Below are 15,111 nucleotides of genomic sequence, written 5' to 3' on the forward strand. Positions count from 1 at the left end.
GGAATGGTGTCATGAAAGCGATGATTCTGGCGGGAGGCCTCGGCAGTCGCCTCAGCGAGGAGACCTCCGTCCGACCGAAACCGATGGTCGAGATCGGCGGTCATCCGATCCTCTGGCACATCATGAAGATCTACTCGTCGTTCGGCATCAACGACTTCGTGATATGCCTGGGGTACAAGGGCTACCTGATCAAGGAATATTTCTCACACTACTTGCTGCATACGTCCGACGTCACGATCGATCTCAAGAACAACCAGATCGACTTTCACGCCAGCCGGTCGGAGCCGTGGCGCGTAACGCTGGTCGACACCGGCGCCGAGACCGAAACGGGTGGCCGCATCAAGAGGGCGCTCCCCTTTGTGCAAGACGACGATGCGTTCTGCCTGACCTATGGTGATGGCGTCGCCGATATCGACATCGCGAAGCTGATCGCGTTTCATCGTTCGCACGGCAAGCTTGCGACCGTTACCGGCGTGCGTCCACCAGGCAGGTTCGGCAGTCTCGAACTCGAGGACAGCGTCGTGAAGGGTTTCAACGAAAAGCCCCTCGGCGATGGCGGATGGATCAATGGCGGGTTCTTCGTGCTCGATCCTCGCGTCGCCCAGCTGATTGCCGGCGACTCCACGACCTGGGAGCGGCAGCCGCTCGAGCAACTGGCCCAAAGCGGCGAACTGCGTGTGTTTCGCCACGAAGGGTTCTGGCGGTCGATGGATACGCTGCGAGAACGCAATTTGCTCGAGGCGCTCTGGAAGGAGAACAACCCGCCGTGGCGTATGTGGACGTAAACCCGGAGTTCTGGCGTGGCCGGCGCGTTCTGGTGACAGGACACACCGGTTTCAAGGGCGCCTGGCTCAGCCTGTGGCTATCCGCCATGAACGCCCGCGTTTTCGGTTTCTCGCTAGCTCCACCGACGACGCCGTCCCTGTTCGACCGGGCAGAGGTCGCGGCCGTCGTCGATGACACGCGCGGCGATATCAGGGATATCGGGGCATTGTCGCATGCGTTGGCGACCAGCAGGCCCGAAGTGGTGTTTCACCTCGCCGCGCAATCCGTCCTGCGTGAATCCTATGTCGATCCGATCGGCACTGTCTCGACCAACGTGATGGGTACGGTGAACCTGCTCGAGGCGGTGCGTCAGTTCAATCTCAAGGCAAAGGCGGAGGGTACGGGTGACGGCATCCGTTCGTTCGTCATCGTCACCAGCGACAAGTGTTATGAAAATCGCGAGTGGGTGTGGGGCTATCGCGAGAATGAGGCGATGGGAGGCCACGATCCCTATAGTACGAGCAAGGGATGCGCCGAGCTGCTGCTGACCTCGTATAATCGCAGCTTCGCGGAGCCGCCGGCGGCTTCGGGACGTGCGGGCAATGTTATCGGCGGTGGCGATTGGGCGAAGGATCGCATCGTGCCGGACGCGATCCGCGCCTTTGCGATGCAACGCGCACTGGAGGTGCGGCGCCCGCGGGCCATTCGTCCCTGGCAGCACGTGCTTGAGCCTCTTGCCGGATACCTGCTCCTGGCCGAGGCTTCGCTCAGGCAAGGCGCCGCCGTGGCGGACGGCTGGAACTTCGGCCCAGGGCCGGAGAGCGAGCAGCCGGTATCACGCCTCGCCGACACGCTGGCCGTGATTTGGGGCAATGGCGCGCAATGGCAGCATGTCGGCAGCGACGACTTGCACGAGGCGACCTTCCTGAAGCTGGATTCCTCGAAGGCGCGAACACTGCTTGGCTGGCGACCCCGGCTCGGATTTGACGATGCGTTGAAAATGACTGTCGATTGGTACAAGGCCGATTTGGAGCGGTCGGCCTCCTCAATGCGTGATTTCACGCTCGGACAGATCCGAGACTATTGCCACGCGACCTGACCGGACGTTTCCGACGGCTCACTCCGTGCGGAGGTGAGGAAAGTTTCAATGAGCGGGCTCACGGTGGCTTTGGTCGGTGGCGGACGATGGGGGCGGACGCACGCTTCCATCTTGGCGCAGCTTTCCGACCGTGTCGGTTGTGTGCTGTGGGTGTCGCGCCACAATGGCGAAGCCCTCAATGCGTTTCTCGCCGATCGTACAGGAGTGCCTCCTCGGTTCACGCCGCTCCCAAGCCTTGACGCTGCGCTGGCTCTGCGTCCCGATGCCGCCATCGTTGCTACACCTGCCGCCGATCACGCCGGAACTGCCGAGAGCCTGCTGCGCGGGGACGTGCCAACCCTGGTCGAGAAGCCGCTTGCGCTGAGCGTCGACAGTGCAAGGCGCCTGGTCGATCTGGCGGCTGAGCGCAACATCCCGCTCCTTGTCGGCCTGCATCTGCTCAGTGCGCCATTCTTGCGTCATTTTCTGGGTTTGTGCGCAGGGCGTGAAGTCGCTGCCATCGAATTGGAGTGGCTGGATGCTGAGCAGGAGATGCGGCACGGCATGGCCAAATTGTCCAACGTCACGACGCATAAAGTCGACGAGATCATTCCTCATCTTTGGTCGATGCTGCATCTGATCGACGACAGCGCCGAGCCGCAATTGCGCGAGGTGAAGCCGTTGCCGCGAGGTGCGGTCGAGGTTGCGCTGGGCTTGGGGCAATCGCTTGCCGTGCTTCGGTTCGGACGGAGGGCTGTGGCGCGCAAGCGATTGATCCGCCTCGAATTACGCGATGGCGGCACGGCCGAGCTTGATTTCACCAACGAGCCCGGCCGGATATTCATCGATGGCGTCGAGTTGCCGGGCTTGGAAGTCGGCGGCAAGCTCGGGCCGCTTGCGACGGAGCTGGCTGGTTTTTTGGATATCGTCCGCGCGGGGCGGGACTTCTCGTCATCGCCCCAGCTGGCGTCCCGTTGCATCGGTGCCGTCGAGCTGGCCGAAGCGGTGCGGACCCGCTTGATTGCAGAAGAGGCGAAGGCAGTGTCAGCCCGTCTCGCGCGCGGGGACACGATGAGGGATCCCGACGTCTTGGCCTGGATCATCGATAATGTCGCCCCGCTCCTGGATATTCAGGAACCGCGTACCAGCGACCTGAGACGGGAGCTTGCAGACATTATCGTTGGTGCGGTCGAAGCCGTTGACCTGACGGCTCACATCCATGACGACAGGCTGCGCCCCGTGATCGCAACGATACAGCAATCGGACTTCTTCGCGCATCTGACGCTGAGCCGGTTGGCTTAAGCGGCACGGCTTACGTAAGGCTGAGGCTGGGGGCTGTGGTTTCTCGATTGAAGCGCGAACGCTCAGTCACGAAACGTCGCGGATAGGCTTTGGGTACCAACGCGGTCTTCGCCTGATTTCATTGTCATCGCTCGTCCGCGATCACCTTGCCGTCGTTCGGCAGCGCACCGGGCCTCACCAGTTCAACCTCGCCTCCGAGTTTCGTCACTGCCCGCAAGGTGCCTGCAATCTCCTCGCGCAACGCGTCGTTCGCGGCCGCCGTCTCTGCTTTTAGCGTCATTGCATCGGTCTCGCCCTGGCGCGTGACGACGAGGCGCAGTCTTCCGAGCGCGGAATGGCGGTTGCCGATCTCGGCGATCTGCTCGGGCCGGACGAACATGCCCTTGATCTTGGTGGTCTGATCGGCGCGGCCCATCCAGCCCCTGATGCGCATGTTGGTGCGCCCGCAGGGGCTGGTCCCCGGCAGTGCCGTGGTGAGGTCGCCGAGCGCGAGCCGGATCCAGGGATGGTGCGGATCGAGTGAGGTCACGACGATTTCGCCGACGTCGCCGGGCGCCACGGGATCGCCGGTCCCGGGCTTGACGATCTCGATGATGAGATCCTCGTTCACGACCATGCCGTCGCGCGCGCTGGTCTCGAAGGCGATGAGGCCGAGATCGGCGGTGCCGAAGGCTTGGTAGGCGTCGATGCCGCGCGCCTTGATCTCCGCCTGGAGCGAGGGCGGGAATGCTGCGCCCGAGACCAGCGCGCGCTTGATCGAGGAGACGTCGCGGCCGGAGCTTGCGGCAGCATCGAGCAAGATCTTCAGGAAGTCCGGCGTGCCGCTGTAGCCGACGGGACGGTAGGCTTCGATCAACTCGAATTGCTGCTCGGTATTCCCTGGACCTGCCGGGATCACGGCGCAACCGAGCGCGCGCGCCGACGCATCGAAGATGAAGCCGCCGGGGGTGAGATGGTAGCTGAAGGTGTTGAGCACGATGTCATCAGGTCGGAACCCGGCCGCGAACAGCGCCCGTGCGCCGCGCCAGGGGTCGGCTTGCCGCCCCTCCGGCTCGAAAATCGGCCCTGGGGAGGTGAAGAGACGGGCGAACGAACCGGGCGCCGCCGCGACCAACCCTCCGAAGGGCGTCGAGGCCTTGTGCAGGGCCGGCAGTTCCGACTTGCGCAGCACCGGCAGGCCCGCCAGGGCCGCCCTGGAGGTTACGGTCGCCGGATCCACGCCTTTCAGGCGATCTGCATAGACGGGCGCGGTCATCGCAGAGCGCAGCACGCCGGGCAGGCGGGCGAACAGATCGGCCTCGCGCGCGGCTTGTTCGCGCGTTTCGAGGGCGTCGTAATGGGCGGTCATGGCTGATCTTTCCGGGTTGGCATCCGTTGCGTACCGCCGCCGGCATGGGTATCAGACGGCCATGGGCGAGGTTTGAAGAGGACGCGATGGCGGACGAGGGAATCAGTGCGGCGGACGAGGCGGCGGACGTCGTCGCGCGCCTGAAGCGCCGCATGATCGACGAGGCGCTGCCGCTGTGGTCGACGGTCGGTTGGGACCATGGCGCGGGTGGTTTCATCGATCGGCTGCACCGCGACGGCACGGCGGACGTGATCGCGCCGCGACGCGTGTTCGTGCAGGCCCGCCAGATCTGGTGCTATGCCAAGGCCGCGCAGATGGGCTGGTACCCTGAGGGGCGCGCCATCGCGCTCAAGGGGCTGGAGCATCTGCTCGCCAAGGCAAAGGCCCCCGACGGCCGGCCCGGCTACGTGCACCGGCTGACGCCGGAGGGCGCGGTGCTGGACGGCCGGCGCGATGCCTACGACCACGCCTTCATCCTGTTTGCGCTCGCGACCGTCTATGCGCTCGACCAGGACGCACAAATTCGCGCCGAGATCGACGCGCTGCTCGCCTTCCTCGACGGCCATCTGCGCTCGCCGCACGGCGGCGTCCACGAGGGCCTTCCAGTCTCGCTGCCGCGCCGGCAGAACCCGCACATGCATCTGTTCGAGGCGATGATCGCGTGCTTCGATGCGACCCACGATTTGTCGTTTCAGAACCGTGCCGGCGAGTTCTTCGCGCTGTTCCTCGCCAATCTCTACGACAAGCGGACGCGCGCGCTCGGCGAATATTTCGAAGAGGACTGGTCGAAGATCGCGCCGGTCAGCATCGAGCCCGGCCATCAGGCGGAATGGGTCTGGCTGCTGAAGGGATTCGAACGCATCACGGGCTGCCCGACCGGACAGCGGCGCGCCGAGCTGCTGGAAACCGCGCTGCGCTATCGCGACGAGGCCACCGGCTGTCTGGTCGACGAGGGCGACGACGCCGGCAACATTCGCCGCACTACGCGCCGGCTGTGGCCGCAGACCGAGATCGCGAAGGCGTGGATCGCGCAGGCCGAATCCGGCGAGGCGGGCGCGGCGGAGGAGGCGCGCATGGCGCTCGCTCGGCTCGAACGCCATTATCTCAACCATCCCGTGCGGGGCGGCTGGTACGACCAGTTCGACCGCGACGGCAAATCGCTGATCGATACCATTCCTGCGTCTTCGTTCTATCATGTTCTCTGCGCAGTCACGGAAGCGGAGCAGGTACTGGAAGGTTAAAGCCAGCGCTTGCGCCGCTTGAAGCTCTTGAGGTTCTTGAAGCTCTTGCGCTGGTCGCCGGCGCCGCCGAGGTAGAATTCCTTGACGTCCTCGTTGTCGCGCAATTCGTCCGCGGTGCCGTCGAGCACGACCTTTCCCTGCTCCATGATGTAGCCGTGGCTTGCCACCGACAGCGCGGCGCGGGCGTTCTGCTCGACCAAGAGAATGGTGACGCCGAGGTCGCGGTTGATCTTCTGGATGATCGAGAACACCTCTTTCACCAGCAGCGGCGACAAGCCCATCGAAGGCTCGTCCATCAGGATCATCTTCGGGCGCGCCATCAGCGCGCGACCGATCGCGAGCATCTGCTGCTCGCCGCCCGAGAGATAACCGGCAAGCCCGGTCCGCTCCTTCAGGCGCGGGAAGTAGTTGAAGACCATGTCGAGATCGGCGCCGACCTCGCGGTCCCTGCGGGTGAAGGCGCCGAGCTTGAGGTTTTCCAGCGAGGTCATGTCGGCAACGATGCGCCGGCCCTCCATCACCTGGAAGATGCCGCGGCGGACGATCTTGTCGGGATCGATGCCGTTGATGCGCTCGCCGTCGAACAGGATCTCGCCGCGCGTGACTTCACCGTCCTCGGTCTTGAGCAGCCCGGAGATCGCCTTCAGGGTCGTCGACTTGCCGGCGCCGTTGGCGCCGAGGAGCGCCACGATCGCGCCCTTGGGCACGTCGAGGCTGAGGCCGCGCAGCACCAGGATGACGTCGTCATAGACGACCTCGATGTTGCGCACGCCGAGGAGAGGCGGCGCGGGTACGATGCCGGGGGAGGGGCGAGCCGCTTCGAGGGTGTCGGTCATATCAGTTGCCGCCAATTTGCTGTGCTCGTCGTGCCCGGGGCTTGGCCCGGGCATCCAGGTACTTCGTCCGAGTGGTCAGGCGTGGATGGCCGGGACAAAGCCCGGCCATGACGTCCGATGTTGTGGTTACCAGCCCAGCAATTCCGGCTTGCGCGGAAGCTCGACAGTCTTGACCTTCTCGAGCTTGATCGCGCCCTTAGCCATGAGGTCGTTGAGGTCGCCGTCGGTCGCGCCCGCAATCTTGGTGCGGTAGAGATCGACCTTCAGCGTGCCGCGGTGGTCCTTGTCGGTCCAGGTCGAGGCATTGCAGACGCCTTCCATGCCTGATGGCACCCAGTCCTTCTTCTGGTAGAAGCCCTTGGCGACGTTCTCGCCGGTGGCGCCGCCGTTCTTGGCGGCCCAATCGATCGCTTCCTTCATGTAAAGCGCCGAGCAGACGGCCGCGATGTAGTGCACCGGGCGATAGACCTTGCCGGTAGGATCGGACATCTTCGAGATCTCCATCACCGTCTTCATGCCGGGCGCATCGCCGCCCCAGCTTACAGCGGTGCGCAGCGGGAAGATCACGCCGTCGGCGGCGTCGCCCGCGGTCTTGGCGGCATTCTCGTCCATGCCCCAGACATTGCCCATGAACTGGATGTCGACGCCGGCGGTCTTGCAGGCCTTCATCACCGAGATGTTGGACGCGGCGGTGTTGCCGAGATAGGCGTAGTTGGCGCCTGAGGATTTCAGGCTCAGGCACTGCGCGCTGTAGTCACCCGGCGCGAGCGCGAAGACCAGCGGCGGCAGCACCTCGAAGCCGAGCTCCTGCGCCATCGCTTCGCCGGCGGCCTTCGGCGCGTTCGGATAGGGGTGGTTGGCCCCCATGTGGACGAATTTCGGCTTGCCGGACTTGCCTTTGGCCTTCCAGTCTTCGGCTGCCCACATCAGCATCGCGCGCAGCGAGTCCGAATAGCTCGGACCGTAGAAGAAATTATACGGCGCGGGCTTGGCCTTGCCGCTGACGCCTTCGGGATCGGTGAGGGCGGCGGCGTAGGAGCCGGAGAGGTCGGGGATTTTATCTTGTGCGAGGAAGCCGGTCAGCGCCTCGGTGTCTGCCGTGCCCCAGCCCATGATCGCCGCGACTTTGGAGTCCGGCGCCGACCACTTCTTGTAGAGCGCGATGGCGCGCGGCACCTGGTAGCCATAGTCGTTGGTGTCGACGTTGATCTGCTTGCCGCCCACGCCGCCGTTCTTGTTGACCCAGGCGAAGGTGTCGGCGACGGCCTGGCCGTAGGGCGTGCCGACGTCGGACGTGCCGCCGGAATAATCGGCGAGATGCCCGATTGCGATCTGCGCCTGCGCGCCTGACGAGAATGCGGCGATCGCCAGTGCAAGCGATGCGGTGCTCAAAAGGGATTTTGTCTTCATTGGTTGCCTCCTCCTGTTTATTTGTTGGTTAGAGAGTTGCCCGCGCTCAATGGGAGAACGGGTAGAGTTTCCAATACGCCCTGATCTGTCGCCAGCGATGGGCGAGCCCGTCGGGCTCGAACATCAGGAACGCGATGATGATCACCCCGATCGCGATCTCGCGCAGGAAGGTTATGTTGTTGTTGAGCGACAGCGCCTTGTCGATCGCGCCGCCCTTCAGCGTCACGCTGAGGAACTCCATCGTCTCGGGCAGCAGCACCACGAACGCGGTGCCCATCAGCGTGCCCATGATCGAACCGGTGCCGCCGATAATGATCATGGCGAGGAACAGGATCGAGCGTTCGATGCCGAAACCCTCTTGCGACACCACGAGCTGGTAGTGCGCGTAGAGCGCGCCGGCGATGCCGGCGAAGAACGCCGCGAGCCCAAATGACAGCGTGCGGTACTTGGTGAGATTGATGCCCATGATCTCCGCGGAGAGATAATGGTCGCGGATCGCCACCAGCGCGCGGCCGTCGCGGGTGCGCATCAGATTGGTGACGAGGACGTAGCTTGCAACTACGTAGGCGAGTACGACGTAGAAATATTGCCTGTCGCCGCGCAGCGTGTAGCCGAAGATCGAGAACGGATTGGCGCTGGCCGGCACCGAGCCGCCGGTGAACCACTCCGCGCGGGAGAAGAAGTCGAGCAGGATATATTGCGCGGCGAGCGTGGCGATCACGAGGTAGAGCCCCTTCAGCCGCGCCGCCGGGATGCCGAAGATCAGCCCGACCAGCGCAGTGACGACGCCCGCGAGGGGGATCGCGAAGAACACCGGGATCGATGTGCCGTTAGAGATGTAGGCAGACGTGAACGCGCCGAGCAGGAAGAACGCGGCATGGCCAATTGAAATCTGGCCGGTGAAGCCAACCAGGATGTTCAGCCCGAGGGCCGCGATGGAAAAGATGCCGATCTGAATCAGGATGCTGAGCCAGTACCCGCCAAGGAATTGCGGCACGAGGCAGAGCAGTACTACGCCGGCGATCGCAAAATTGCGGCTGGTCGTGGTCGGAAAGATCGTGGTGTCGGCCGCGTAAGAGGTGCGGAAATCACCAGCAGGGATGAGCGCGGGGCCGGCCATGTATCAGATCCGTTCGATGTCGTGGGTGCCGAACAGGCCGTAGGGCTTGATCATCAGCACGATGATGAGGACGTAGAACGGCGCGATCTCGTAGAGATTGCCCCAGTGAAGGTATTCGCTGTCGACATATTGCGCGATGTTCTCGAGTAACCCGATGATGATGCCGCCGAGCACGGCGCCCCCGACGGAATCGAGCCCGCCGAGGATCGCCGCCGGAAACACCTTAATGCCGTAAGCGGCGAGGCCCGAGGATACGCCGTTCACGACGGCAACAACGACGCCTGCCACCGCCGACACCGTTGCGGAGATCGCCCAAGCCATCGCGAACACGCTCTTCACGGAAATGCCGAGAGATTGCGCGACCTGCTGGTTGAACGCGGTGGCGCGCATCGCAAGCCCGTACTTTGACGCGCGGAAGAACCAGGCCATGCCGATCATCATCGCGATCGAGACGACGAGGCTCATGACATAGACGGTTTGGATTTGGAGCCCGAACAAGCTGACGGACTGGCTCTCGAACACGCGCGGGAACGGCTGCGGATTGACGCCGAACATCCATTTCAGCGTCGCCTGCAGCACGGTGGACAGGCCGATCGTCACCATGATGACGGAGATGATGGGTTCACCGATCATCGGTCGCAGTATCAGGACCTGCACCGCGATGCCGAACACGAACATGAACACCAGCGTCATCGGCATGCCGATCCAGAACGGCACCTGATATTTCGCGAGCAGGGTCCAGCACACCCAGGCGCCGACCAGCAAGAGTTCGCCCTGCGCGAAATTGACGACTTGCGTGGCCTTGTAGATCAGCACGAACGACATCGCGACCACGCCATAGAGCGTGCCGACCACGAGGCCGTTGACCAGGAGCTGAATGAGAAAGGCGGTGTTCATGTTATGCTATCCTTCGCCTCACCCCGCTTGCGGGGAGAGGGCGTATCGACTGGCAGCGCGCGCCCGTTTGAAAGCGTGCTCACTCCGCGGCCTCCGCGAGCTGGCCCGGTTCACCCAGATCCACGACCCTCAGCGTTGTTCGTACGCGCTGCGTGGTGCCGTCCTGGAACCGGATCACAGTGTCCACGGGGATGTCGGCCTGCCCGCGGTAGATCGCGTCGATGATGCCTTCGTATTTTTCGTTGATGACGCTGCGGCGCACTTTCCGCGTGCGGGTAAGCTCGCCGTCGTCGGCGTCGAGCTCCTTGTAGAGCAGCAGGAAGCGCGAGATGCGCTGTGCCGGCGGCAGAGTGGCGTTGACGGTCTCGACTTCCTTCTTGAGCAGCGCATAGACCTCGGGCCGCGAGGCGAGATCGCTGTAGGTCGTGAACGAGAGCCGGTTCTTCTCAGCCCATTTGGAGATGATGGAGTAGCGGATGCAGATCATCGCCGCGAGCGCGTCGCGGCCTGCGCCAAGCACCACGGCTTCCGCGATATAAGGCGAGAACTTCAGCTTGTTTTCGATGAACTGCGGCGAGAAGCGCTCGCCGCGCGAGGTCTCGGCGAGATCCTTGATGCGGTCGATGACCACGAGCTGGCGATTCGCGTTGAAATAGCCGGCGTCGCCGGACAGCATCCAGCCATCCCTGACGTCTGCGACGCTCGCCTCCGGGTTCTTGTAATAGCCGAGGAACATGTGAGGATGCCGCACCACGATCTCGCCGACACCGTGAACGTCGGCATTGTCGATGCGGATTTCGATGCTGTCGGCCATCGGCACGCCGGTGGTGTCGGGATCGACCTTGCCCGCGGGATGCAGCGTGTAGGCCCCCAGCAGCTCGGTCTGGCCGTAGAGCGTGCGCAGCGGCACGCCCATCGCCTGGAAGAACTTGAATGTCTCGGGCCCGAGTGCCGCGCCGCCGGTTGCGGCTGAACGCAGCCGGGTGAATCCGAGGCGGTCGCGCAATGCACGGAACAGGATCGCGTCGGCAAAGCCGGAACGCTGGCCCTGTTCGAGCGCGGCAAGCCCGCTCTTCATGCCGATGTCGAACAGGCTTTGCTTGAAAGGCGTTGCGTCCATCACCCTGGCGCGGACGTCGGCGGCGATCGATTCCCACACGCGCGGCGCAAACAGGACAAACGTCGGCGCGATCTCGCGCAGATCGCTCATCATGGTCTCGGGCTCTTCGACGAAGTTGATCTTCATCCGGCACAAGAGGCCTTTGCCGAGCACATAGACCTGTTCCATGATCCAGGGCAGCGGCAGCACCGACACGTATTCGTCGTCCGGCCCCTTCGGGTCGAAAGCCAGATACGTCGCGCAATGGCCGAGCACGCGGCCGGCGGCGAGCATCGCGAGCTTTGGATGCGAGGTGGTGCCAGACGTCGTGCAGAGGATCGCGACGTCCTCGCCCTTGGTCGCGTCCACCAGCCGGTCGTAAAGCTCCGGTTCGCGCGTCGCCCGCGCCCGGCCGAGTTCGGCAAACGTCTCCGCCGACATCAAACGCGGATCATCGTATTTCCGCATGCCGCGTGGATCGGAATAGATGATGTGCTTCAGCTTTGGGACGCGGTCGGCGAGCGTGAGCAGCTTGTCGACCTGCTCCTCGTCCTCGGCAAAGACGAGCTGCGCCTCGCCATAGTTGAGGAGATACGAGGCTTCTTCGTCGAGCACGTCGCGATAGAGCCCGAGGCTCAAGCCTCCAACCGCATGAGTGGCGATTTCCGCCGCGACCCAGTCCGGCCGGTTGTCGCCGATGATGCCTATGACGTCTTGGCGCCCAAGGCCCAGTTCGACGAGGCCGAGCGCGAAATCGCGCACCCGCCTCTGGTAGGCGTTCCAGGTGAACGGGCGCCATAGCCCAAGATCCTTCTCGCGCAGCGCAATCTCATTGCCGTACTCCTTCGCATTGAGCCGGAGCATCTTCGGATAGGTGTCGGCCTGCGCGACGCGGCCTGCGTAATCCATCATGCCGCGCTCTCCTGCGCCGGCGGAGCATCGTCAGGATCGACCAGCACCTCGTCCGCTTCGCCGAGATAGGCGCGCCTGACGTGGGGATCGGCGAGCACGGCGGCCGGATCGCCCTCTGCGATCTTGCGGCCGAAATCCAGCACCATGACGCGGTGGGAGATGTCCATCACCACACCCATGTCGTGCTCGATCATCACCACGGTCATGCCGAACTCCTCGTTGAGATCGACGATGTAGCGGGCCATGTCCTCCTTCTCCTCGAAGTTCATTCCGGCCATCGGCTCATCGAGGAGAATGAGGCGCGGCTCCAGTGCCATGGCGCGCGCGAGCTCGACCCGCTTGCGCAGGCCATAGGAGAGGGTGCCGGCTTGCGCCTTTCGCACCGACTGGAGATCGAGGAAATCGATGATCTCCTCGACCTTGCGGCGGTGCTCGAGCTCTTCCTTGCGCGCGCCGGTGAACCAGTACAGCGAGCCCGTGAGAAAATTGTTCTTCAGGAGGTGATGGCGGCCGACCATGATGTTGTCGAGCACGCTCATGTGGTGGAACAGCGCCAGGTTCTGGAAGGTGCGGCCGATGCCGAGCGAAGCGCGCGCGTTGGGCGTCAGGCCGGTGATGTCGCGGCCCTGGTAGAACAGCTGGCCTTCGGTCGGCTTGTAGCGGCCGGAAATACAGTTCACGATCGAGGTCTTGCCGGCGCCGTTGGGGCCGATGATCGAGAACAGCTCGCCTTCCCTGATGGCGAAGCCGACATCAGTCAGCGCACGAACGCCGCCGAATCGCAAGGACACGCCGCGCACTTCAAGACTGGTAGCCACCAAACAGATCCCTCCCGGTGATGGCGCTTTCAGTGGCGCTCTTCGTCCGTTCTATCGGGCGATCCTAGTACGGCCGTGCCGGTGAGACCATGCAGCAGATGGTCTCGACCGGAGCCGCGCCGCTCTCGTTCCCGTTTGGGATCAAAAGCCGCATCGCCCGAGGTGGTCCTCAATAGGGGAAAGCGCTATTTTGAAATGTCTCCCGGCTGACAATTCTGCGACAAAGTTTTTGGATGGGAGCATCCTCCATCTTTCGTCGGATGGTGGTCGGAACGATCATGCTGCATTGCAGCAGAATAAGGAGTGACGCACGGTGCGGCTGGCTTCGGGATCATGATTTCAGAAGATCAACTGAAGCGCGTCGCTGCCTGGTCGCGCGAGCTCACGCAAGCGGAGATCGAGGTCGCTCGCGCCGGGATAACGGAGCGGTCCTACGGCACCGGCGAGACCGTCTTCATGCGCGGCGACACGTTCGACTATTGGGCGGGCATGGTCTTCGGCCTTGCCCGGATGGGCGGGGTCTCGCGCGACGGCAAGGAGACGAGCCTTGCCGGGCTGACGGCGGGGGCCTGGTTCGGCGAAGGCAGCGTGCTCAAGAACGAGCCGCGCCGCTATGACGTGGTCGCGCTGCGCAACAGCCGTGTCGCACTGATGGAACGTAGCGCCTTCATGTGGCTGTTCGAGAACAGCGTCGGCTTCAACCGCTTCCTGGTGCGCCAGCTCAACGAGCGGCTCGGCCAGTTCATCGGCATGCTCGAAGTCAACCGCACGCTGGATGCCACCGCGCGGCTTGCCCGCAGCATCGCCTCGCTGTTCAATCCGATCCTCTATCCGGAATCCACCGCGCATCTGGAGATCACCCAGGAGGAGATCGGCGCGCTTTCCGGCATGTCCCGCCAGAATGCCAACCGCGCGCTGAACCGGCTGGAGAAAGAGGGCTTGCTCCGGCTGGAATATGGCGGCGTCACCATCCTCGATATCGAGCGATTGCGCGGGTACGGGGATTAGCGTCCATTGGCGGGGGCGTGCACCGGCCAGAGGTCAGCGCGCCAGCGCACCGCGATCGCCATCATTGCGATGAACCCCGATACAGCATAGAGCGACCCCGTCGCGGAATAGCCGATGATGTCGATCAGGCTGCCGGCCGCGAGCAATCCGAGCGGCAGGCCGTAGATCACCATCATGCGCACGCCCATGACGCGGCCGCGAAGGTGTGCGCTGGCCGTCCGCATCAGGATGACGGCAGCTGATATCATCGACATGCTCTGGGCGATGCCGGCGAGCACGAGGCAGGCCATCGCCACCGGCATCGTCCTGATCTCGACGAACACCAGCAGCATGGCGTACCAGGCCAGCGTCGCGCCGATCAGGAGCCGGGCAATGCGCAATCCGCTGACGAGGCTGAGCGTGATGGAGCCGATCAGCGAGCCGACGGCGAAGCTCGCCGAGAGATAACCGAGGCCGGTCTGGTCAGTATGAAAGATATCCCGCGCGATGTAGGGCAGCAATCCGCCGGTGAAAGGAAATGCGGTCAGGTTGGCGAGGAAGGCGACGCACAACGCCGCGCGCATCGCCGGACCATTCCAGGCGTAGACGATCCCTTCCTTCAAATCGACCAGCAATCTCGAAACGGCGCGACTGTCCGCCGAAAGATGAGTTGTGGCAATGGTCCTTTCCGGCCGGGTCAGGCAGAGCATGAGCAGCGCGGCCGCGAGATAGAGGCAGACGATCACTACGTAAACGAGGCCAATGCCGAGGACGGCAAACAGCCCGGCCCCCGTCAACGCGCCGGCGATGCGCGCGCTGTCCTGGGTCGTGCGCGCAACGCTGATGGCGCCCACCAGTTGCTCGGCCGGCATGATGTCGGCGAGCAGCGCGCCGCGAACGCCGAGGTCCGAAGGTCGACTCAGGCCCATGATTGCGACGATGATCATGACGCTTAGGGGCGTCAGGTGACCGGTCAGCGCCAGAATCATGATGGTCGACGCCAGCACCATATAGGCAAGACGCATCGCGACCAGGAGATCGCGATGACCCATGCGGTCGCCGATCATGCCGAACACCGGCGCCACCAACGTCCCGACGAACTGGAGCGACGCAAGCACGGTGAGTAGCAGCACCGAGCCGGTCTCGACCATTATGTACCAGCCGAGCACCAGCGTCTCGATCTCGAATGCCCAGGAGGTGAGCAGATCGGACGGCCATTGAAAGCGATAGTTGCGGATGCGGAATGGCGCGAGCGCGGAAAGACGTATGGTCGTGCTCAAGACTCGACGACGGGTTTC

At 63.8% G+C, this 15,111-nt stretch carries 13 protein-coding genes; 5 read left to right on the top strand and 8 right to left on the bottom strand.

Annotation, left to right across the window (positions count from 1 at the left end):
* Positions 1-11 precede the first annotated feature (11 nt).
* From rfbF to GWG67_RS13950, 3 genes are read left to right on the top strand one after another with little or no spacing between them, the layout of a single operon-like run.
* Positions 12-785: a glucose-1-phosphate cytidylyltransferase gene (rfbF, locus tag GWG67_RS13940; protein ID WP_275169900.1), complete on the top strand. Its 774-nt coding sequence runs from the start codon at positions 12-14 to the stop codon at positions 783-785.
* Entirely contained in the window at positions 767-1,864 is a 1,098-nt protein-coding gene (rfbG, locus tag GWG67_RS13945) for a CDP-glucose 4,6-dehydratase (protein ID WP_275169901.1), read from the top strand. The genes rfbF and rfbG overlap by 19 nt, the downstream gene beginning before the upstream one ends.
* Before the next feature lie 48 nt (positions 1,865-1,912).
* Positions 1,913-3,145: a Gfo/Idh/MocA family protein gene (locus GWG67_RS13950; protein ID WP_275169902.1), complete on the top strand. Its 1,233-nt coding sequence runs from the start codon at positions 1,913-1,915 to the stop codon at positions 3,143-3,145.
* A 124-nt stretch (positions 3,146-3,269) separates the two neighbouring features.
* On the opposite strand, the gene GWG67_RS13955 is transcribed toward GWG67_RS13950, so the two are convergent.
* Positions 3,270-4,493 (bottom strand): phenylacetate--CoA ligase family protein, encoded by a 1,224-nt coding sequence (locus tag GWG67_RS13955; protein ID WP_275169903.1) that lies wholly within the window; start codon positions 4,491-4,493, stop codon positions 3,270-3,272.
* Positions 4,494-4,579: 86 nt separating this feature from the next.
* On the opposite strand from GWG67_RS13955, the gene GWG67_RS13960 reads away from it, so the two are divergent.
* A complete protein-coding gene (locus tag GWG67_RS13960; protein ID WP_275169904.1) occupies positions 4,580-5,734 on the top strand; it encodes an AGE family epimerase/isomerase in 1,155 nt (384 codons plus the stop codon).
* Here the strand turns inward: GWG67_RS13960 and GWG67_RS13965 are convergent.
* From GWG67_RS13965 to GWG67_RS13990, 6 genes are all read right to left on the bottom strand, one after another.
* On the bottom strand, positions 5,731-6,570 hold the full coding sequence (locus tag GWG67_RS13965) for an ABC transporter ATP-binding protein (RefSeq protein WP_275169905.1): 840 nt from the start codon (positions 6,568-6,570) through the stop codon (positions 5,731-5,733). The two genes, GWG67_RS13960 and GWG67_RS13965, sit on opposite strands and share 4 nt — an antisense overlap.
* Before the next feature lie 126 nt (positions 6,571-6,696).
* Positions 6,697-7,980, bottom strand: a complete 1,284-nt coding sequence (locus GWG67_RS13970; RefSeq protein WP_275169906.1) for an ABC transporter substrate-binding protein — start codon at positions 7,978-7,980, stop codon at positions 6,697-6,699.
* Positions 7,981-8,026: 46 nt separating this feature from the next.
* Entirely contained in the window at positions 8,027-9,100 is a 1,074-nt protein-coding gene (locus tag GWG67_RS13975) for a branched-chain amino acid ABC transporter permease (protein WP_275169907.1), read from the bottom strand.
* Positions 9,101-9,103: 3 nt separating this feature from the next.
* Positions 9,104-9,997: a branched-chain amino acid ABC transporter permease gene (locus tag GWG67_RS13980; RefSeq protein WP_007612526.1), complete on the bottom strand. Its 894-nt coding sequence runs from the start codon at positions 9,995-9,997 to the stop codon at positions 9,104-9,106.
* Between the two features lie 79 nt (positions 9,998-10,076).
* Positions 10,077-12,008 (bottom strand): long-chain fatty acid--CoA ligase, encoded by a 1,932-nt coding sequence (locus GWG67_RS13985; RefSeq protein ID WP_275169908.1) that lies wholly within the window; start codon positions 12,006-12,008, stop codon positions 10,077-10,079.
* Positions 12,005-12,826 (bottom strand): ABC transporter ATP-binding protein, encoded by an 822-nt coding sequence (locus GWG67_RS13990; RefSeq protein ID WP_275169909.1) that lies wholly within the window; start codon positions 12,824-12,826, stop codon positions 12,005-12,007. The genes GWG67_RS13985 and GWG67_RS13990 overlap by 4 nt, the downstream gene beginning before the upstream one ends.
* 333 nt (positions 12,827-13,159) lie before the next feature.
* Here GWG67_RS13990 and GWG67_RS13995 point away from each other — a divergent pair, with 333 nt between their 5' ends.
* Positions 13,160-13,834 (top strand): Crp/Fnr family transcriptional regulator, encoded by a 675-nt coding sequence (locus tag GWG67_RS13995; RefSeq protein WP_106946375.1) that lies wholly within the window; start codon positions 13,160-13,162, stop codon positions 13,832-13,834.
* On the opposite strand, the gene GWG67_RS14000 is transcribed toward GWG67_RS13995, so the two are convergent.
* Entirely contained in the window at positions 13,831-15,093 is a 1,263-nt protein-coding gene (locus GWG67_RS14000; protein WP_275169910.1) for an MFS transporter, read from the bottom strand. The genes GWG67_RS13995 and GWG67_RS14000 overlap by 4 nt on opposite strands.
* Positions 15,094-15,111 lie beyond the last annotated feature (18 nt).

Source organism: Bradyrhizobium sp. CSS354 (assembly GCF_029051725.1).
Classification (GTDB): Bacteria; Pseudomonadota; Alphaproteobacteria; order Rhizobiales; family Xanthobacteraceae; genus Bradyrhizobium.